This is a genomic window from Saccharopolyspora sp. NPDC050389, assembly GCF_040655595.1.
Classification (GTDB): domain Bacteria; phylum Actinomycetota; class Actinomycetes; order Mycobacteriales; family Pseudonocardiaceae; genus Saccharopolyspora.
The window spans coordinates 100,353-118,630 of sequence record NZ_JBFAKG010000007.1 but is presented as its reverse complement, the minus strand read 5'-3'; the positions used below and the strand labels follow the sequence as shown (position 1 = coordinate 118,630).

Genomic DNA, 18,278 nt, shown 5'->3' with positions numbered 1-18,278 from the left:
CCGAAGGACGGCGTCAGCAGACCGAGTCGGTCGGCTTGGGGACGTCGAGACCGAACAGCGGGCGCAGCTTCAGCCCGACCCAGGTGCCGACCAGTGCCAACAGGCCCCAGGCCCAGCCGTGCAACGAGAACGAGGCGATCCCCGAGAAGTAGGCGCCGATGTTGCAGCCGTACGCCAGCCGCGCGCCGTAGCCCATCAGCAAGCCGCCGATCACGGCGGCCAGCACGACCTTCGCGGGCAGCCGCTTGGCCAGCACGAAGGCACCCGACGCCGCCGATGCCACGAGCGCACCGACGATGATTCCGAAGTCCAGCACCGAGGTGGAGTCGGCCAGCACCGGACCGGTCAGGGTCGCAGCGCGTTCCCCTTGCCAGTAGGGCCAGCTCGCCACGTCCACGCCCACCGCCTGCAGCGCCTTCGAACCCCACAGCACGAACGCCGAGGTGATGCCCCACGGGCTGCCGCGAGTCAGCAGCACGACCGCGTTGAGCCCGGCCAGCAAGAGCGCTCCGACCCACAGCGGCCACGAACCGCGCAACACGCGCCAAAGCCCGCGCGACGTCGGCGGCCGGCCCGCCGGGGGAGCGTTGTGCCGCCGCGCCCATCGTGTTGCGGTGTAACCGATCGCGCCCAGCACTGCGAGCTGCACCACCAGCGCGCCGAAGTAGCCAAGCCCGGTGTCCTCGGCGAGGGAGAACGACCCGAGGGTGATCGTGTCCGATGTCCACATTGGAAGGTGCAGCGCGCCCAGCACCGAACCGCAGATGAAGAAGAAGAGCGTGACCACCAGCAGGGTGTTCCCGCCGCCGACGGCGAACAAGGTGCCCGACGCGCACGCGCCCCCGAGCTGCATCCCGATGCCGAACAGGACCGCGCCGACGACGAGCCCGAGCCCGAGCGGTTCGACGTTTCCCTCCGGCGTGGCGCCGAAGAACGTCACGCCGCCGGCCAGGATCGGAGCGAACAAGATCGACGCCGCGCCGAGCATCAGCAGGTGCGCCCGCACTCCGGACGTCTGTCCAACCGAGACGAGTTGCCGCCAGGCCGAGGTGAAACCGAAGCGGGAGTGGAAAAGCGTCAGCCCGAGCGCGAGGCCCAACCCGGCCAGCACGGCGGACTTCACGCCGACCACAACAGCCGCGGCGGCCACTAGCGCAACGGCCGCGATCAACCCGACGGTCAACGGAACCCACTGCGGCTTGCCCTGCGGAGCCGGGGGCGCGTCAGCGGATGGGGCAGGTGTGGCGGTGGTGGACATTCCTCACTCCCGAATGTGAAGCGGATTCGTCGACGAAACCACGCACCGGCCACCGACCACCAGCCGTTTCGAAATGTGGGAAAGATGTGGATTCAATCCGATGCGGATTCCGCGCAACCAGCCGCTCGGGCCGCTCCGTCCTTAGGGCATGAGACGCCTACAAACCGCAGTGGGCGCGGGTGTTCTGCTCGTAGCGCTGGCAGCCTGCGCCCAACAGCCATCCAACGAAGTTGGTTTCGGTGGTCAGCCTCCGGTCCCGCCCGGCCCGGTGCAGCCGAAACCCGAGCCGGAACGCGCCCCGGTCGCCGAGACCGCGGTCGACATATCGTTGCTGCCCAAGGGATATCCGAAGAAGGTCTGGACCCAGGACGACGGAAAGGTCGTCGTGGCAACCGGTCAGGAAGGCGGCTGCAGCAAGGTGCACGCCGAACTGGCCGAGCAGACCGCCGACCACGTGAAGGTGGTGCTGGTCGAAGAAACCCCGGAACCACCGGGAATCTGCACCATGGACCTGCGCTACCCGCCGGTGGCGGTGCAGCTCGACGCGCCACTGGACGCGCGGAAGGTCGTTCTGGAACAACGAGATGTCAAGATTCCCCGCTGATCGGTGACCGCGTGATACCTGCCAATCGCGTCGATCGGCTGAGCTGAAACCTGTACTCCCGCAGGAGGTGGGGCTCCTGCGGGAGTACAGGTGTGTCAGCGGCCGAAGGAGATCTGCAGGGTCGGCTTGGTGGCGTTGGCGAAGAAGTCGTTGCCCTTGTCGTCGACCACGACGAACGCGGGGAAGTCCTCGACCTCGATGCGCCACACCGCTTCCATGCCGAGCTCGGGGTACTCCAGCACCTCGACCTTGCGGATGCAGTCCTGGGCCAGGCGCGCGGCGGGACCGCCGATGGAACCGAGGTAGAAGCCGCCGTGGGTGTGGCAGGACTCGGTCACCTTCGCCGACCGGTTGCCCTTGGCGAGCATGACCAGCGAGCCGCCCGCGGCCTGGAACTGCTCGACGTAGGCGTCCATGCGACCGGCGGTGGTGGGGCCGAACGAGCCGGAGGCGTAGCCCTCCGGCGTCTTGGCCGGGCCCGCGTAGTACACGGGGTGGTCGCGCAGGTAATCGGGCATCGGCTCGCCGGCGTCCAGCCGCTCGGCGATCTTGGCGTGCGCGATATCGCGCGCCACCACCAGCGGACCGGTCAGCGACACGCGGGTCTTGACCGGCAGCTTGGACAGCTCCGCGCGGATCTCCGCCATCGGCTGGTTCAGGTCGATCTTGACGACCTCGTCGGAGAGCTGTTCGTCGACCACGTCCGGCAGGTAGCGGGCCGGGTCGCGCTCCAGCTGCTCCAGGAACACGCCCTCCGGGGTGATCTTGGCCTTGGCCTGGCGGTCCGCCGAGCACGACACCGCGACACCCACCGGCAGCGAGGCGCCGTGCCGGGGCAGCCGGATGACCCGCACGTCGTGGCAGAAGTACTTGCCGCCGAACTGCGCGCCGATGCCGAACTGCCGGGTCATCTCCAGCACCTGCTGCTCCATCTCGACGTCGCGCAGGGCGTGCCCGGAGGCCGAGCCCTCCCGCGGCAGTTCGTCGAGGTAGCGGGCCGATGCGAGCTTCGCGACCTTGAGGTTGAACTCGGCGGACATACCGCCCACCACGATCGCCAGGTGGTACGGCGGGCAGGCCGCGGTACCCAGCGAGCGCAGCTTCTCCTCCAGGAACCGGCCGAGGCGCGTCGGGTTCAGCAGCGCCTTGGTCTCCTGGTACAGGAACGTCTTGTTGGCGCTGCCGCCGCCCTTGGCCATGAACAGGAACTCGTAGGCCGGGTCGGTGCCGGGCTTGTTGTACAGCTCGATCTGCGCGGGCAGGTTGCTGCCGGTGTTGCGCTCGTCCCAGAAGTTCAGCGGCGCCATCTGCGAGTACCGCAGGTTGAGGTCCTGGTAGGCGTCGAAGACGCCCCGGGCGAGCGCCTCTTCGTCGTGACCGCCGGTGAGCACGGTCTCGGTGCGCTTGCCGATGACGATCGCCGTGCCGGTGTCCTGGCACATCGGCAGCACGCCGCCGGCGGACACGCACGCGTTGCGCAGCAGGTCGGTCGCCACGAACCGGTCGTTGGGGCTGGCTTCCGGGTCTTCGACGATCGCGCGCAGCTGCGCCAGGTGGGACGGGCGCAGCAGGTGCTGGATGTCCTTGATGGCCTCGGTTGCCAGGGCGGTGAGCGTGGTCGGCTCGACCTCGAGGAATCGTCGCCCGGCCGCCTCGACGACTCGGATGCCTTCGGTGGTCACCAGGCGGTAGTCGGTGTTGTCGGGGCCGAGGGGGAGCACCTCGGTGAAATCGAACGTGGTGGTCACGTCGCGGCTCCTTTGCGCGCGTTCGGGTTACGCGATGACCAATAAAACCGCGCGGTCGATCAGCGCGTCCACGGGGGTGGCCCAGGTGTGACGGATCGCCCGCCCTGGTGACGCGGCGGAGCACCTGCGAGGCTGGCGGCCGAACATCTCGCCACACCCCGGACGCGGGGCCGGAGCAACGGAGGTCGCCTTGCCGACGACAGATCCCCTCGATGCACTGGTCAATCTTCGTGACCTGGGCGGGCAGCCCGCCGGTGACGGCGTGGTGACGACGGCCGGCGTGGTGTACCGAAGTGATGCTCCGCACAGTGGTGACCGGGTGCCGGAGGGAGCGTCGCCGTGGCCGCCGAAGGTCGTGGTGGATCTGCGGGATTCGGTGGAGACCCGTGACCAGGAACACCCGCTCGCGGCGGTGGCCACCGTGCACCACGTGCCGCTGCTGGAGGAGGCTCAGGACGCGGATGTCGAACTCGACGAGGCCGCCCACGAGCTGACGGCGCTGTACCAGTCGATCCTCCAGGGCGCGCCGAAGAAGCTGGTCGAGGTGTTCCGCATCGTCTTGGAGGCGGACGGTCCGACGCTGATCCACTGCGCGGCGGGCAAGGACCGCACGGGAGTGGTCTCGGCGATGCTGCTGGGCGCGGTGGGAGTGCGCCGCGACGCGATCGTGGCGGACTACGTGCGCACGGACCGGAACATGTTCCGCGTCCTGCAGCGCCTGAACGTGGCCCCGGCCCTGCCGCCGGGCGTGGACGAGGAGATGGTCCACGAGCTCTTGTCGACGCCGACGGAAGCGATCGAGAGCGTCCTGAACGCCTTCGAGGCCCACGAGGAAGGTGCCAGGGGCTGGCTCCGAGCCCACGGAGCCACGAACGAAGAACTGGACCGCTGGCAAGCCAAGTTCCTGCCGTAGCGAAACCGGACGTTCGGCCTGGTCGCGGCACTCGTGCGTGTTTTGTGCTGCCATAGCAACCCAAAGCGCTCACGGCCCCTGACCAGGCCGAACGTCCGTTCAGCAGTTGTTGGTGGCTGGATTTGCGGGCAAAGAGGTCGGGAGGCCGGACCCGCCCGAACGACGAGTCCGCCCTCCCGTGGTGAGCGGCGAAACCGCCGCAAAGACCAAAAACCGAAGCGGAAAAAAGGGGAGAAGGACGATGGTCCCGCCCCAACCCGACAAGCTCAAAGAGCCAACTGGGTGTACCCAACACCCAGAACCAAAAAAACAAGCGGCCGAGAAACCCCGCCAACCAGCAACAACCCAAGCGCCAAGCCCCCGAAGCCACAAAGCCCCGGAAGTCTCGGCCCCCCGAAGGTCTGAACGACTGAACGTCCCGAATGACCTGAGGTCTTGGACTCCCGAAGGTCCGAACGGCTGAAGGTTCCGAAGGACCGGAGGCTGGTCGGTGAGCAGGCCGGGAACGCTCAAGAACGTGAGGAGCGATCCCGAAAGCGACCACCGCACCGTGGGGGTCTGCGGGGGCTCGGCCCCCGCAGAATCATTCTGGCCGCGCCGTGGTCCGCGCTTTCCGCGGACACACGGCGCCCCAAAATCGCGCGGTCAGCTTGCGTACGCGCGCAAGCGGTCGGCGCGGTCGCCCTGGCGGAGCTTGGCCATGACTTCCCGCTCGATCTGCCGGACCCGCTCGCGGGAGAGCCCGAACGACTTGCCGATCTGGTCCAGGGTGCGCGGCTGGCCGTCGTCGAGGCCGTAGCGCATCCGGATCACCGACTGCTCGCGCTCCTCCAGCGTGGCCAGCACGCGGCGCAGGTCGTCCTGCAGGAACCCGGAGATCACCGCGTTCTCGGCGTCGGCCGATTCGGCGTCCTCGATGAAGTCGCCGAGCGGCGCGTCCTCCTCGGCCCCGACCGGCATGTCCAGGCTGACCGGGTCGCGGGAGTGGTCCATCAGGTCGAGGATCTTCTCCACCGGGATGCCGGCCTCTTCGGAGAGCTCCTCGTCGGTGGCTTCGCGGCCGAGCTTCTGGTGCAGGTCGCGCTTGATCCGGGCCAGCTTGTTGACCTGTTCGACCAGGTGGACGGGCAGCCGGATGGTGCGGCTCTGGTCGGCCATGCCGCGGGTGATGGCCTGCCGGATCCACCAGGTCGCGTAGGTGGAGAACTTGAAGCCCTTGGTGTAGTCGAACTTCTCCACCGCGCGGATCAGGCCCAGGTTGCCTTCCTGGATGAGGTCCAGCAGCGGCATGCCGCGGCCGGTGTAGCGCTTGGCCAGGCTGACGACCAGGCGGAGGTTGGCCTCCATGAGGTGGTTCTTCGCCCGGCGGCCGTCGCGGACCACGGCACCGAGGTCGGAGCGCCGCTCGGGGGAGAGGTTCTTGCTGGTCTCCAGCAGGTGCTTGGCGAAAACCCCGGCCTCGATCCGCTTGGCGAGGTCGACCTCTTCCTGTGCGGTGAGCAGCGCGGTGCGCCCGATGCCGTTGAGGTAGACGCGCACCAGGTCGGCCGATGGGCCCTGGGTGTCCAGCTCTTCGGCGGCGGTGACGTCTGGCTTGGTGGTCTGCGGGACGGTCATTGAGCTCCCTCCCTGGCGGGCTGGCTTGGCGGGCGCAAATCACACCTGCGCGCCGTTGCGCGGTGTGGAGGACGCGTACGCTCGGTTGTACGGGCTCCGCGTCGACGTCTTCTCCGGCGCTACCGATGGGTGCGTAGGTGACCTGTCGGCATGGCCGTCGAAGCTTCGTTACCTGGAAAACGACCGGCGTGCCGAATTCGTTCCCGAAGTTCTCGAAGAGGAGACGTCATGGCGGTCACATCCGTTGCGCCGCCAAGCCTGAGGATTTGCTGAGAGCTCTCGTTACCTTTAGACCTCAACCAAAAGCGTGAATGGCCCGTCGTTCACGCTCTCCACCGCCATCATCGCGCCGAACACCCCGGTGGCCACCCGCGCGCCCCGCTCGCGCAGCGCCGCCACAACCCCGTCTACCAGCGGTTCGGCCTGTTCCGGCCGGGCCGCCTCGGTCCACGACGGGCGGCGTCCCTTCTTGGTCGACCCGTAGAGCGTGAACTGGCTGACGACGAGCAGCGGTGCCCCGGTGGTGGCGCAGGACTCCTCGTCTCGCAGCGCCCGAATCTCGTGCAGTTTGCGTGCCATATTTGCGACTTCTTGAGGCCCGTCGGAATGCGTCACACCCAATAGCACTAACAGCCCGGGTTCTTCGATCTTGCCGACCACGACGCCGTCGACAGTTACCGAGGCGCGAGTGACTCGGGTGGCGATTGCTCTCATTGGTCCCCGCCCGTCCATTCCGCCGGGAGCAGCATTCCGTGCCGGACGAGTTCGCGCACCATCGGGATCGCGGCCCGGGTCAGTTCCTCGGAGTCTTCGCCGTATCCCATCGCGAGCAGTTCGAGGAGCTCGCCGAGTGGCAGCGCCCCTCGGCACCCAGCGAGCAGCCGCACGCCCAGTTCGTCGATCTCGTGCTGCCAGCCCGGCCCGTCGGTGCGGTGCAGCCGGTGCACGAGCGGTTGCCAGCCTTCGTCGCCGGGCTCCGAGACCGCTTCCAGCACGGTGCTGTCGGCGGTGACCAGGCGAGCCGCCAGCAATGCCGCGGCGGAGTCGTGGGCGCGCAGCCAGTCGACGCGGCGCAGCCACTGGTCCGATTCCGGGCCCAGCGGGTCGTCGAAGGCGTGCCGGAGGTCTTCGCAGACGACCTCGCCGCGCGCGTCGGTGCGGCGCAGCGTGACGAATCCGAAGCCGATCCCGATCACGTCGTTGGCCTCGAACCAGTCCAGCCACTCGGCCGCCTTCCGCAGGCCTTGCGGGGACCGCAGGTCGTATCCGGCGTCGCGCAGCCAAGTGCCCACGTACAGGGCGGGATCGGCGACGTCGCGCTGCACGAACCAGGCGTCCACCCCGGCACCCGGCGGCAGCCACCGGGATACCCGGTCCTGCCAGTCCTCGCCGTCCCTGTGCACCCAGGAGGCCAGGAGCTGCCCGGTGCCGCCCTCAGCGAGGAAGCCGGACAGCTGCCGCACGACCAGCGCGCTCGCGTCGTCGCCGGCCAGCCCCGAGTCGCGGTAGGTGAAGTCGGTGCGCGGCGGGCCGACCACGAACGGCGGGTTGCACACGACCTGGTCGAACTTGCGGCCCCGGACCGGGTCGAACCACTCGCCCTCGGCGAGCTCGACGTCGATGCGGTTGAGCCGGAACGTCGCCTCGGCCAGCGCCAGCGCCCGCTTGGACACGTCGGTCGCGGTGATCCGCTGCGCGTGCGTGCTCGCGTGCAAGGCCTGCACGCCGCAACCGGTGCCGAGGTCGAGCACCGAGCCCACCGGCCGCCGCGAGGTCGCCCGGACCAAGCTCAGCGACGCGTGCCCCACGCCGAGCACGTGGTCGGCCTCCACGGGGCGGCCGCCGCGCAGATCCGAATCCAGGTCCGAGACGACCCACCACGATTCGTCGTCGACGCCGTGCGGGCGGACGTCGAGCCCGGCGCGCAGCCGGTCGCCGTCGCCGACGAGCAGCCCGGCGGCCGTTGCTTCGGCCGCCGGCAGCGGGTCGAGCGCTGCTTCGACGGCGGCCTGCGACTCGGGCTGGCCGAGCAGGAACAACCGGACCAGGGTGCCGAGCGCGCCGGCGTCGGTGGTGGCGCGCAGCGCCGGAACGGGCTCGCCCCGGCCCAGCGCGGCGTGCGCTTCGGGACCGAGGAGCTCCACGACGCCGTCGGCGTGGTAGCCGGCGGCCTGGAAGGCGTCGCGAAGTCGATCGATGCGGTCATTGGACAGGTCTGGAATCACGATCCCGATCCTCACACGGCCACCCGTTCGTGCATCTGGGAGCACCCGCCCGCGGACCTCCGGAAAATCGATCGCGCCCCGAGTTCCTCCTGCACGAACATGAACGGATGAGACCTGCGATCGGTGCCGCCCTTGTTCGGTGTGGGGAATGCGGCGGCTACGAATACAGCGGCGCACCCGATTGCGGCCGCTGCCGGGCGCTGGTGGATGACGTCGTCGAAGAGGAGTGGCGGCGCTTCCGCACCGAGTGGGCGGAGGAACCGGAGTCGGAGATCGCCGGGCTGGTAGCGGCCGAGCCGGATCGGCATGACTGGCGGGTGGTGGACGCCGCGCTCGATCGGATCACCTGCGATGAATGCGGAGACCGGCTCAGTCGCGGGCCGGCGGACTGCGCTGCCTGCAACCTCGCCCACGGATTCCGGTACGCCGCGGTCGAGACCGATCGGCCAGGTGTGCCGCCGCTCAACGAGCACGCTGTCCGCGTGAACGTCTCGGTCGTCCGCAGGCCGCAGGTGACCTCGGCGAAGGAACTGCTCGCCAGGCGCTTGCTGCTGCCGGCGTTGCTGGTCGGCTTCCTGCCTACGACAGCGGAGGCCCAGCGCATGAGCGCTCTGATCAAAGGAGGAGCCGCGCCAGATCGGGTTGTCGAGCTGATCGACGACTGGCTCCGAACGCGGCGCCTCGAAGGGCCAAGCGCGTAGATCGGAACGAGCTTCGCTCGGCCGCTGCACATTCGCTTGAATGAGCACCTTTCTCGGAGGCCGCCGAATCGGCGAGTGCCGTGGCGGTGTAGCTCCCGCAGGATGCTTTCGATTTGCCGCTGACGACATCCATTGCCGCTTCGATGCTGCGGCTATTCGCTACTGCTTACTTTTTGGTGCGTACCGCACTAAATAGTGGGTACTTGTCGGTCCGACGCGCGGAGGTGACGATTTGCTGGCTTGCTGAAAGTGAGATCAAAGGAGCGATTCACGATGACCAAGTCCTCGCCGGTTCCGATCACGGTCCTCGGTCTCGGCGCCATGGGGCGAGCTTTGGTAGCGGCGTTCTTGCGCGGCGGCCACCCGACCACGGTGTGGAACCGCACGCCCGGCAGGGACGCCGAACTCGTCGCCGCCGGAGCCGCCTCCGCCGCGACGGTCGACGAGGCGGTCCGGGCGGATGGCCTGATCGTCGCCTGCCTGTTGGACCACGAATCGGTGCACGATGTCCTCGATTCCGTGGTCGACGACCTGGCCGGGCGGACGGTCATCAACCTGACCTCCACTGCGCCGAGCGACGCGAGGGAACTGGCCGCCTGGGCGGAGAGCCACGGCATCGAATACCTGGACGGCGGCATCATGGCCATTCCGGCCATGATCGGGCGGCCGGAGTCGTTCCTGCTGTACAGCGGATCGAAAAAGGTGTTCGACGAAAATGCGGCGACGTTGGAGTTGCTGGGTTCGGCCGAGTACTTCGGTGCGGATGCGGGAATGGCCTCGCTCTACGATTTCGCGTTGCTGGCAGGGATGTACACCATGTTCGCCGGGTTTTCCCACGGTGCGGCCATGGTGCGCACCGAAGGCGTTTCGGCCACCGAATTCGCAAGGCATGCGGTGCAGTGGCTCTCGGCGATGGTGCGGGTCATCCCGCTGAGTGCGGAAGCCATCGAGGCCGGTGACCGCGCCGGTGGGCAAAGCCTCGACTTCACCAAGGCCGCCCTCGACGCCATCGTCCGGGCGAGCCGCGAAGCCGGAGTGGGGCTGGACGTGGTCGGTCCGCTCAAGGCCCTGGTCGACCGCCAGGTCGCAGACGGCCACGGCGCCGAATCCTTCGACGCGGTGTTCGCGGGGGTCAGGGCGCCCGGTTCCGAGTGAGTCGCCGCGGCGACCACCGGCGCGCCTGACGTGTGAAAATGAGGCGCATGTCCAACATGCTGCACCTCACCGGCGACACCGACGCCGACGAGCTGCTCAGCGACGACTCGTTCGCCCTGCTCACGGGCATGCTGCTGGATCAGCAGGTCGCGACACTTTGAAGGTGAGTTGGGTGCCTGATCACCTGGCCGATCTCGACTCGCCCGTGCAGCGGCGTGCGCGTCATGACTGCGTCCGGAAACTGGTGTCTCCTCCGGAGTCGGCAGTCAGTGCGGTGGCCAGGTTGTGGAGTCGACCGAAGGCGCGGGCCATACCCACATGGTCGGCGTAGTCGCGTGATTCGACGATGACTCCGTCACGTACCCGTGCCACGAAGATGCACGGCACCGTGAACGAACGGCCGTTCGCCGAACCGACGTAGCTGAACTCGAAGATGACCACTTCGGGATCCGCGGTTTCGTGGACGTGGCCCACGGGCTCGAACCGGTCGACTCCTGGCGTTCGGGCTGGTCCTTCGGCGAAGTGCTGGCGTAGTTCGGCACGGGTTCGCAGTGGTGTGTCGCCCGTTGGCGCGAATGGGTGTCGGACATCGGTGTGTTCGGCGTACAAGCTGGCCAGGTGGTCGAGCTGTCCCTGTGTCTCCTGCTCGGTGAGATTGCCGGCGATCAGCCGGCTGACTCCCGTCGCGACGGTGCGGACAGCATCGGCTGGTGATGACGGCACTACACCCTCCAAGCGCTAATCGGAGTCTGAACTTCGGAAGCGTATCGAAGTCCGGACTCCGGTTAAAGTGGTCCGAACCGAGTCTTGAAGGGGGGCGGGATGCGGCAGGACGCGCGGGAGAACCGGGAACGGATCCTGGCGGCGGCCGAGGAGGTTTTTGGCTCACGCGGGGCCGCCGGGTCGACCGAGGAGGTGGCCCAGCGGGCCGGCGTCGGCATCGCCACGGTCTTTCGCCACTTCCCGACCAAGGAGGAGCTGATCGAGGCAGCGCTGCTGCAGCATTTCGATCAGCTCACCGAACGGGCCTACGCTCTTGCCGCCGGGGAGGACCCGGCCACAGCGTGGCGCGGCCTCGTGCGGGCGATGATCGAAACCGGCGCCACGAAACTGACGCTCACCTCAGTGCTGGCCGACCGCGAGGGAGTTCCGGACAGTGCCGGCGCCGCGTCGAACCGGTTGAAGGTCGCCGTCAGCGAGATCCTCAGTCGGGCGCAGGACGCCGGAACCGTCCGGCCCTCGGTCACGATCGAGGAGGTCTACCTGCTCATCCGCGGGCTCGCTCAAGCGTCAGCGACGATGCGGCCTCGGTCCGACGTTCTGGAACGCGCCATCGACGTCGTGCTCACCGGACTGTCGCAGTCCGGTCGCCTGCCTGTGGACGACGGCTGACCGGCCGGATCGAAACGAACGCACTCGGCCAACGGTGGTTCGGCCGAAACCCAGGATGTACGCCCCTCAGCACCGGACATCGGTGGGTTCGGTTGCGTGCCAGGATGGTGGCATGTCCAACATGCTGCACCTCACCGGCGACACCGACGCCGACAAGCTGCTCAGCGACGACTCGTTCGCCCTGCTCACGGGCATGCTGCTGGATCAGCAGATCAGCATGGAGATCGCGTTCGCGGGACCGAAGAAGATCGCCGACCGGATGGGCGGGTTCAGCCTCGCCAAGATCGCGGAAACCGATCTCGACGACTTCGTCGAGCTGTGCGTGCAGAAGCCGGCGATCCACCGCTACGGCGGGTCGATGGGGCGGCGGGTGCACGCGCTGGCCCAGTACATCGCCGAGCACTACGACGGGCGCACCGACGGCATCTGGACCGACGGCGACCCGGACGGCAAGGAGGTGCTGAAGCGGCTCAAGGCGCTGCCCGGGTTCGGCGACCAGAAGGCGCGGATCTTCCTCGCCCTGCTGGGCAAGCAGCGTGGCGTCGAGCCGACCGGTTGGCGTGAGGCGGCGGGTGCCTACGGCGACGTGGACGCCCGCCGCTCGATCGCCGACGTCGTCGACGATCAGTCCCTCGCCGAGGTGCGCGCCTGGAAGAAGGAGCAGAAGGCGGCGGCCAAGGCTGCCAAGGGCTGACTGCCGAAAATCGCTCTCGTCGTGATGCCCAGCGGCGCTAGTGTCGGCCGGGGGAGGCGTTGATGGACGAGCGGAGGCTGGTGCGGGTCTCGAAGTACCTGTCCAAGCACCTGCGGCACCGGCCCGAGCGGATCGGTATCCAACTGGACGAGCACGGTTGGGTGGTGGTCGACGAGTTGCTGGCGGCGGCCGGCTCGCACGGGTTTCCGATTTCGCGGGCGGAGCTGGTGCAGGTCGTCGAGGACAACGACAAGCAGCGGTACGTGATCGACGGCGATCGGATCAGGGCCAGCCAGGGCCATTCGGTTCCGGTCGACCTCGACCTGCCGGTGACGGAACCGCCCGCGTTGCTGTTCCACGGCACGGTCGAGCGCAACCTGGGCGGCATCCGCGCCAAGGGGCTGCGGCCGATGAACCGGCATCACGTCCACCTGTCGGTCGATCGCGAGACCGCGAAGCGCGTCGGCGCGCGGCGGGGGAGACCGGTCGTGCTGACCGTGGACGCCGCGGGGATGCACACGAGCGGGCACGAGTTCCGGGTCAGCGCGAACGGCGTTTGGCTGGTGGATCACGTCATGCCCGAGTTCATCCGCTATCCGGACTGACGCGGCGGCGGCACTACGGGTGGTAACCGGATAACGCCCGGCAATGTCAACGCGGAAGCCAAGGCAGGGCCTGCGAACCCGCGGGCCTTCGCACTGGGGGACCGCCTATGACTCGCTACGCCGTTGCCGCCGCATTGTCGGGACTGATGCTCGCGATGGGGGCGTGCAGCGCTCCGCCGCCGCGTTTTCTGCCGCCGCGCGTCGCACCGTCGTCGATGCCGTTGCCGAGCAAGATGTCGGCTCGGCTGGTCGCGCCGGTGGCCGCACGCGCTCCGGAGGTGGTCGCTCTGACCTGCGAGCCGGACGCCGCGCCGCGCTTCGACGACCCGAACAACCCGAACGCCATCACGAACAAGGCGTGCGGCTCGGTCGACGGGAACGGCAACGCGCGCTCTTCCGATCCGTGGATCGACGACCAATTGACGGCAACGCGCGTTGAGCCGCCGACGCCGCCGACCAATTCAGCCCCGTGCGCCGGGCTGACCTACGAGCAGTGCCACGGCATTCCGGATCCGCCGGCGAGCTCCACGCCCGACGAACCGTCCAGTCCGCCCGTCACGGCGAGCACGGCACCGACGAGTCCCCCGCCGACCAGCTCGGCACCGGCGGAGGCGAGGACCGGTTCGCCGACGACCTCCGACTCGCCGACCACTTCCGGATCAGCGCCCACCGCGACCGGCCAACCCGCGACCGGATGAGCTCACGCGCCCGCGGATCAGGCCGCCGCGGCGGCGCCGGGGCTCTGGTAGCGGTCGACGTACTCCTGCATGGACAGCTCGGCGATCGCGTACATGATCTCGTCGGTGATCGAGCGCAGCACCGGCAGCGACGACTCCATCCCGGCGTAGCGGGAGAAATCCAGCGGGTCGCCGAAGCGGACCGTCACCGGGTGCGGCCGGGGGATCTTCTTGCCGCGCGGCTGGAGTTTGTCCGTGCCGGTCAACCCGACCGGCACCACCGGCGCGCCGGTGGCCAGCGCCAGCCGGGCCACGCCGGTCCGCCCCCGGTACAGCCGCCCGTCGGGCGAGCGGGTGCCTTCCGGGTGGATGCCGAACGCGCCGCCGTCGCGCAGCACCTGCTCGGCGGTGTCCAGGGCCTCCTTCGCGGCGCGCCCGCGCCCGCGCTCCACCGGGATCGCGCCGAGCGAACTGAACAGCCACTTGGTCAGCGCGCCCTTCGTGCCGGCGCCGTTGAAGTACTCGGCCTTGGCCAGGAACGCCACCGGCCGCGGCAGCACCAGCGGCACGATGAAGCTGTCGAGCACGGCGAGGTGGTTCGGGGCAAGGATCACCGGGCCGGTCGTCGGCACCTTGTCGGCGTCGATCACGGTCGGTCGGTAGATCGTCCGCGCCACCGCGCCCACGACCCGCTTGCTCACCGAGTACAGCATTCGCCCTCCCGTGCCGTTGATCCCGATCGAATCTAACCCGGCGAGGTTTCGGCGTTGCGTCCTGCCGGTCAACCTCTGGGTCCGGCTGGTCGGCCCGGCGCCCGGGGTTGCGGGGTCGGCGAGCCCGGGCTATCGGGGGAGGCGATCGGGTGGCAGCATGGGACTCGGAGGTAGCGTCGTGAACAGCTCACATCGTGACGACACCCCGGTGCTGATCACCGAGGCACAGCCGTCCTACGACGATCAGCAGGCGAAGCGTCGCCGCAGGTACGCGATCATGATGGCCAGCCGGATTCCATGTCTGGTCATGGCCGCAGTGGTGTTCCAGGTGTGGCATCTGTGGTGGTTGTCACTGATCATCTTGGCGATTTCCATCCCGCTGCCGTGGATGGCGGTGCTCATCGCCAACGACCGGCCGGCGAAGAAGAGCGAGCACGTGAACCGATTCCGCCGTTCGCCGCACTCGATCGAATCCCGCAGCCATCAGGTCATCGACGGCGCCTGACAGCAAACACCCGGGCGGATGCGGACATGCGTCGATGCCGTGCGGCATCATTGGGGGCATGAGCACGATGACGATGCCGGAGACCGATACCCGGACCGAGACCACTGATCAGACCAGTGACGACCGTCCGGAGATGTTCCACTACGTGCAGAAGGACAAGATCGCGGAGAGCGCGGTCATGGGCACGTTCGTAGTCGCGCTGTGCGGCGAGGTCTTCCCCGTCACCAAGTCGGCGAAGCCGGGCTCGCCGGTCTGCCCGGACTGCAAGGAGATCTTCGAGTCCCTGCCCTCGGGCGGCAAGGACTGACCTTCCGGATCCGCGCGGCGGCGCTCAGCCGCCGTGCGGTTCGGCCTGCTTGTCGATCGGTTTCTTCGGCATCGGTGCGCCGTTGCGCGGCGGCTGCGCGGGCGGGCTCGGCTTCTCGCCCTCTTCGACCTGGCCGTTCCGCCACGCGCGGTAGCCCTCTTCGGTGTGCATCCGCTGCGCGAGGCGCTTCATCTCCAGACGGCGCCACCTCCGGCGCTCCCGGCGGGTCATCTTCGCCGGCCACATCTCCTGGATCGCGTTGTTGAACTGCGCGCCCATGATGATCGCCAGCCCGATGAAGAACGCGAACAGCAGGAACGCGATCGGGGTCGCCAGCGCGCCGTAGGTGTAGCCGGTGCCGGTCACCCACGTGATGTAGAGCCGCAGGCCGATGCTGGCGCACAGGAAGATCGCCATCGCCAGCAGCGCCCCGGGCAGGCCGCGATGCCACGGCAGCTTCCTGGGCAGCGCCACCTTGTACAGCGTCGCCAGCGCGACCACCAGGCCGATCCCGGTCGCCGGGTAGTAGAACGCCTGGATCAGCCAGGCGATGTCGTCCTGGAAGTCCTGCGGGAAGATCGTCGGCAGCCAGTCCGGGCCCAGCGCGACCACCGGCAGCCCGACCACCGCGAGGATCAGGCACACCAGGTACAGCAGCAGCGCGAAGGTCCGCTGCCACACGCTGTTGCGCACCAGGTACTGGTCGTAGGCGAGCGTGATCGAGTCGACCAGCGACGCCAGCGCCGACGAACCCGCCCACAGCGAGATCAGGAAGCCGACCGAGACGATCTCGCTGCGCCCCTTGGTCAGGATGTCGGCGACGGTCGGGCCGATGATCTGGTCCACCACGTTCGCCGTGAACACCGTGCGGGAGAAGGCGAGGATCTTGTCGTGCACGGCGTCGACGACCGAGGGGCCGAACCAGTCGCCGAGGAAGCCGAGGCTGCCCAGCAGCCCGAGCAGCAGCGGCGGCATGGACAACGTCTGCCAGAACGCGGCGGCCGCCGATTCGGAGAAGATGTTGTCCCACCACGCCTTGTCGAGCGTGCGCATGACAAGACGCAGCGGTCCGCGCCGCACCGGAGCTTCCCGTGGTGCGACGGTCGCACTGCGCCCCTGGCGGTCTGGTGGACTCGGCTGACCCATGGCACCCATAAGGATGCTGCATCCGTTGGCGCCGCGAGCGTCGGCCCGTCAAAACCGCCGGGAACACGGAGTGTCGCGCACCTCTCGTCCGGGCGTGCCGGTGCCGGCCGGACTCGAAAGGTAGGCTGCACGGCGGCCCGCTTCGAGTCGATCGACGCTGAACGCGCATGCGGGCGGTCGCAGGGCAGCGCAGGGCGCGCCCTCACCATCCAGCAGGGGAGAAAGAGGAAGGAGCGGCGAGCCGGCGTGTCCGAAGCGCAACTCGACCATTCCGTTCGATCCGTGCTCAGCGACCCCTCGCAGGCTCCTTCCCGACCACTGCGTGCCTGGCAGCGGCGGGCGCTCACCAAGTACCTGTCGCGCAAGCCCCAGGACTTCCTGGCGGTGGCGACGCCGGGCGCGGGCAAGACGACGTTCGGCCTGCGGGTCGCCGCGGAGCTGCTGGCCGACCGCACGGTCGAGTCTGTGACCGTGGTGGCGCCCACCGAGCACCTCAAGCACCAGTGGGCGCTGGCCGCCGGCGGCGCGGGCATCCCGCTGGACTCCAACTTCCGCAACAGCGACGGCATCACCTCCAGCGACTACCGCGGCGTCGTGGTCACCTACGCGCAGGTCGCGGCGCACCCGACGTTGCACCGGGTGCGCACCGAGCGCCGCAAGACGCTGGTGATCCTCGACGAGGTGCACCACGCGGGCGACGCGAAGTCCTGGGGCGATGCGATCCGGGAGGCGTTCACACCGGCCGTGCGGCGCCTGTCGCTGACCGGAACGCCGTTCCGCAGCGACGACTCGCCGATCCCGTTCATCGGCTACGAACCCGACGCCGACGGCTCGCTGCGCAGCCGGGCGGACCACTCGTACGGCTACTCCGACGCCCTCAACGACGGCGTCGTCCGGCCGGTGCTGTTCCTGGCGTACTCCGGAGAGGCCCGGTGGCGGACCAACGCCGGCGACGAGTTCAGCGCCCGCCTCGGCGAGCCGCTGACCGCGGAGCAGACCGCGCGTGCCTGGCGCACCGCGCTCGACCCGGCGGGGGAATGGATCCCGACGGTGCTGCAGGCCGCCGACACCCGGTTGACGCAGCTGCGCAACGGTGGCCTCCCGGACGCCGGCGGCCTGGTGATCGCCACCGACCACGTCACGGCCAAGGCCTACGCGAAAACCCTGCACCGGCTCACCGGGCACGATCCGGTGGTGGTGCTCTCCGACGATCCGCAGGCATCCGGCCGGATCGCCGATTTCGCCGAGTCCGAGGACCGCTGGATGGTCGCGGTCCGAATGGTCAGCGAGGGCGTCGACGTGCCGCGGCTGGCGGTCGGCGTCTACGCCACGAGCGCCTCGACCCCGCTGTACTTCGCCCAGGCCATCGGCCGGTTCGTGCGGTCCCGGCGGCCGGGCGAGACGGCGAGCATCTTCCTGCCGAGCGTCCCGGTGCTGCTGGAGCTGGCCAGCCAGCTGGAAGCGCAGCGGGACCACGTGCTCGGCAAGCCGCACCGGGAGAAGGACGGCTGGGACGACGAGCTGCTGGCTGCGGCCAACAGCCAGCGCGACGAGCCCGGCGAGGAGGAGAAGGCGTTCACCTCGCTGGGTGCCGAGGCCGAGCTGGACCAGGTGATCTACGACGGCTCGTCGTTCGGCACGGCCGCGTTCAGCACCTCCGAGGAGGAGCAGGACTACCTCGGCCTGCCCGGCCTGCTGGAACCGGATCAGGTGCGGGCGCTGCTGCGGCAGCGCCAGGAGCAGCAGCTGGAGGACGTGGGCAAGCGCGAGGCGGTCGCGAAGGCGGCGAAGGCCACCGAGCAGGCGGAGCAGCGCGCGCGGCCGCAGACCGTGCAGGAGCGGTTGCAGAAGCTCCGCAAGGAGCTGAACACGCTCGTGTCGCTGCACCACCACCGCACCCGGAAGCCGCACGGCAAGATCTACAACGAGCTGCAGAAGTCCTGCGGCGGGCCGCCCACCGCGATGGCCACCGTGGAACAGCTCGAGGAACGCATCGCCACCCTGCGCTCCTGGTGATA

General features: G+C 68.9%; 20 protein-coding genes and 1 pseudogene. 11 read left to right on the top strand and 10 right to left on the bottom strand.

Translation table 11 applies throughout. From position 1 onward, the window contains the following. Positions 1-13: 13 nt before the first annotated feature. Positions 14-1,258, bottom strand: a complete 1,245-nt coding sequence (locus AB0I53_RS06775) for a YeeE/YedE family protein (protein ID WP_358597582.1) — start codon at positions 1,256-1,258, stop codon at positions 14-16. A 268-nt stretch (positions 1,259-1,526) separates the two neighbouring features. Here AB0I53_RS06775 and AB0I53_RS06770 point away from each other — a divergent pair, with 268 nt between their 5' ends. Then, complete coding sequence (locus AB0I53_RS06770; RefSeq protein WP_358597579.1) at positions 1,527-1,862, top strand: hypothetical protein; 336 nt, start codon at positions 1,527-1,529, stop codon at positions 1,860-1,862. A gap of 95 nt (positions 1,863-1,957) precedes the next feature. Here AB0I53_RS06770 and AB0I53_RS06765 read toward each other — a convergent pair whose 3' ends face one another. Next, a complete protein-coding gene (locus AB0I53_RS06765; RefSeq protein ID WP_358597576.1) occupies positions 1,958-3,610 on the bottom strand; it encodes a fumarate hydratase in 1,653 nt (550 codons plus the stop codon). A 190-nt stretch (positions 3,611-3,800) separates the two neighbouring features. Here AB0I53_RS06765 and AB0I53_RS06760 point away from each other — a divergent pair, with 190 nt between their 5' ends. After that, positions 3,801-4,523 carry a tyrosine-protein phosphatase gene (locus AB0I53_RS06760; protein ID WP_358597573.1) on the top strand — a complete coding sequence of 241 codons (723 nt, stop codon included), beginning with the start codon at positions 3,801-3,803 and terminating at the stop codon, positions 4,521-4,523. A 645-nt stretch (positions 4,524-5,168) separates the two neighbouring features. Here the strand turns inward: AB0I53_RS06760 and AB0I53_RS06755 are convergent. The 3 genes from AB0I53_RS06755 to AB0I53_RS06745 all read right to left on the bottom strand — a co-directional run bounded on the left by AB0I53_RS06755 (position 5,169) and on the right by AB0I53_RS06745 (position 8,365). Then, positions 5,169-6,140 carry a sigma-70 family RNA polymerase sigma factor gene (locus AB0I53_RS06755; RefSeq protein ID WP_093265043.1) on the bottom strand — a complete coding sequence of 324 codons (972 nt, stop codon included), beginning with the start codon at positions 6,138-6,140 and terminating at the stop codon, positions 5,169-5,171. Between the two features lie 288 nt (positions 6,141-6,428). Beyond that, positions 6,429-6,854 (bottom strand): D-aminoacyl-tRNA deacylase, encoded by a 426-nt coding sequence (gene dtd, locus AB0I53_RS06750; protein WP_358597570.1) that lies wholly within the window; start codon positions 6,852-6,854, stop codon positions 6,429-6,431. Next, on the bottom strand, positions 6,851-8,365 hold the full coding sequence (locus AB0I53_RS06745) for a class I SAM-dependent methyltransferase (RefSeq protein ID WP_358597567.1): 1,515 nt from the start codon (positions 8,363-8,365) through the stop codon (positions 6,851-6,853). Before AB0I53_RS06745 ends, dtd begins: the two co-directional genes overlap by 4 nt. 107 nt (positions 8,366-8,472) lie before the next feature. On the opposite strand from AB0I53_RS06745, the gene AB0I53_RS06740 reads away from it, so the two are divergent. From AB0I53_RS06740 to AB0I53_RS06730, 3 genes and pseudogenes are all read left to right on the top strand, one after another. After that, positions 8,473-9,066, top strand: a complete 594-nt coding sequence (locus tag AB0I53_RS06740) for a hypothetical protein (protein ID WP_358597564.1) — start codon at positions 8,473-8,475, stop codon at positions 9,064-9,066. Between the two features lie 273 nt (positions 9,067-9,339). Then, positions 9,340-10,221 carry an NAD(P)-binding domain-containing protein gene (locus AB0I53_RS06735; protein WP_358597561.1) on the top strand — a complete coding sequence of 294 codons (882 nt, stop codon included), beginning with the start codon at positions 9,340-9,342 and terminating at the stop codon, positions 10,219-10,221. A gap of 47 nt (positions 10,222-10,268) precedes the next feature. After that, positions 10,269-10,373 (top strand): annotated as a pseudogene (locus AB0I53_RS06730) (Fe-S cluster assembly protein HesB); the annotation flags it as partial. Positions 10,374-10,443: 70 nt separating this feature from the next. Here AB0I53_RS06730 and AB0I53_RS06725 read toward each other — a convergent pair. Then, the gene (locus tag AB0I53_RS06725) at positions 10,444-10,944 is read right to left on the bottom strand and encodes a nuclear transport factor 2 family protein (RefSeq protein ID WP_358597558.1); all 501 of its coding nucleotides are present in this window, start codon (positions 10,942-10,944) and stop codon (positions 10,444-10,446) included. 99 nt (positions 10,945-11,043) lie between these two features. Between AB0I53_RS06725 and AB0I53_RS06720 the strand changes: the two genes are divergently transcribed. The 3 genes from AB0I53_RS06720 to AB0I53_RS06710 all read left to right on the top strand — a co-directional run bounded on the left by AB0I53_RS06720 (position 11,044) and on the right by AB0I53_RS06710 (position 12,912). Further along, on the top strand, positions 11,044-11,613 hold the full coding sequence (locus tag AB0I53_RS06720; protein ID WP_358597555.1) for a helix-turn-helix domain-containing protein: 570 nt from the start codon (positions 11,044-11,046) through the stop codon (positions 11,611-11,613). 112 nt (positions 11,614-11,725) lie between these two features. Then, positions 11,726-12,307: an HhH-GPD-type base excision DNA repair protein gene (locus AB0I53_RS06715; protein ID WP_358597552.1), complete on the top strand. Its 582-nt coding sequence runs from the start codon at positions 11,726-11,728 to the stop codon at positions 12,305-12,307. 62 nt (positions 12,308-12,369) lie between these two features. Then, the gene (locus AB0I53_RS06710) at positions 12,370-12,912 is read left to right on the top strand and encodes an RNA 2'-phosphotransferase (protein ID WP_358597549.1); all 543 of its coding nucleotides are present in this window, start codon (positions 12,370-12,372) and stop codon (positions 12,910-12,912) included. A 115-nt stretch (positions 12,913-13,027) separates the two neighbouring features. On the opposite strand, the gene AB0I53_RS06705 is transcribed toward AB0I53_RS06710, so the two are convergent. Genes AB0I53_RS06705 through AB0I53_RS06695 form a run of 3 tightly spaced genes read right to left on the bottom strand, consistent with a single transcriptional unit; the run spans position 13,028 to position 14,302 of the window. Continuing rightward, positions 13,028-13,372: a hypothetical protein gene (locus AB0I53_RS06705; RefSeq protein WP_358597546.1), complete on the bottom strand. Its 345-nt coding sequence runs from the start codon at positions 13,370-13,372 to the stop codon at positions 13,028-13,030. Positions 13,373-13,396: 24 nt separating this feature from the next. Continuing rightward, entirely contained in the window at positions 13,397-13,582 is a 186-nt protein-coding gene (locus AB0I53_RS06700; RefSeq protein ID WP_358597543.1) for a hypothetical protein, read from the bottom strand. 45 nt (positions 13,583-13,627) lie between these two features. After that, positions 13,628-14,302: a lysophospholipid acyltransferase family protein gene (locus AB0I53_RS06695; protein WP_358597540.1), complete on the bottom strand. Its 675-nt coding sequence runs from the start codon at positions 14,300-14,302 to the stop codon at positions 13,628-13,630. Positions 14,303-14,459: 157 nt separating this feature from the next. Here AB0I53_RS06695 and AB0I53_RS06690 point away from each other — a divergent pair, with 157 nt between their 5' ends. Then, the gene (locus tag AB0I53_RS06690; protein ID WP_358597537.1) at positions 14,460-14,807 is read left to right on the top strand and encodes a DUF3099 domain-containing protein; all 348 of its coding nucleotides are present in this window, start codon (positions 14,460-14,462) and stop codon (positions 14,805-14,807) included. Between the two features lie 58 nt (positions 14,808-14,865). Then, entirely contained in the window at positions 14,866-15,114 is a 249-nt protein-coding gene (locus AB0I53_RS06685) for a DUF3039 domain-containing protein (RefSeq protein WP_358597534.1), read from the top strand. Positions 15,115-15,138: 24 nt separating this feature from the next. Here AB0I53_RS06685 and AB0I53_RS06680 read toward each other — a convergent pair whose 3' ends face one another. Further along, positions 15,139-16,167 (bottom strand): YihY/virulence factor BrkB family protein, encoded by a 1,029-nt coding sequence (locus AB0I53_RS06680; RefSeq protein ID WP_358597531.1) that lies wholly within the window; start codon positions 16,165-16,167, stop codon positions 15,139-15,141. Positions 16,168-16,542: 375 nt separating this feature from the next. Here AB0I53_RS06680 and AB0I53_RS06675 point away from each other — a divergent pair, with 375 nt between their 5' ends. Then, entirely contained in the window at positions 16,543-18,276 is a 1,734-nt protein-coding gene (locus AB0I53_RS06675; RefSeq protein ID WP_358597784.1) for a DEAD/DEAH box helicase, read from the top strand. The last annotated feature ends 2 nt before the right edge of the window (positions 18,277-18,278 follow it).

Excerpts from the sequence above, each read along its gene's own strand:
- AB0I53_RS06695 (WP_358597540.1), bottom strand. The coding sequence starts at position 14,302 with ATGCTGTACTCGGTGAGCAAGCGGGTCGTGGGCGCGGTGGCGCGGACG.
- AB0I53_RS06690 (WP_358597537.1), top strand. The coding sequence starts at position 14,460 with ATGGGACTCGGAGGTAGCGTCGTGAACAGCTCACATCGTGACGACACC.
- AB0I53_RS06755 (WP_093265043.1), bottom strand. The coding sequence starts at position 6,140 with ATGACCGTCCCGCAGACCACCAAGCCAGACGTCACCGCCGCCGAAGAG.
- AB0I53_RS06685 (WP_358597534.1), top strand. The coding sequence starts at position 14,866 with ATGAGCACGATGACGATGCCGGAGACCGATACCCGGACCGAGACCACT.
- AB0I53_RS06775 (WP_358597582.1), bottom strand. The coding sequence starts at position 1,258 with ATGTCCACCACCGCCACACCTGCCCCATCCGCTGACGCGCCCCCGGCT.
- AB0I53_RS06710 (WP_358597549.1), top strand. The coding sequence starts at position 12,370 with ATGGACGAGCGGAGGCTGGTGCGGGTCTCGAAGTACCTGTCCAAGCAC.
- AB0I53_RS06720 (WP_358597555.1), top strand. The coding sequence starts at position 11,044 with ATGCGGCAGGACGCGCGGGAGAACCGGGAACGGATCCTGGCGGCGGCC.
- AB0I53_RS06680 (WP_358597531.1), bottom strand. The coding sequence starts at position 16,167 with ATGCGCACGCTCGACAAGGCGTGGTGGGACAACATCTTCTCCGAATCG.
- dtd (WP_358597570.1), bottom strand. The coding sequence starts at position 6,854 with ATGAGAGCAATCGCCACCCGAGTCACTCGCGCCTCGGTAACTGTCGAC.
- AB0I53_RS06735 (WP_358597561.1), top strand. The coding sequence starts at position 9,340 with ATGACCAAGTCCTCGCCGGTTCCGATCACGGTCCTCGGTCTCGGCGCC.
- AB0I53_RS06715 (WP_358597552.1), top strand. The coding sequence starts at position 11,726 with ATGTCCAACATGCTGCACCTCACCGGCGACACCGACGCCGACAAGCTG.
- AB0I53_RS06740 (WP_358597564.1), top strand. The coding sequence starts at position 8,473 with ATGAGACCTGCGATCGGTGCCGCCCTTGTTCGGTGTGGGGAATGCGGC.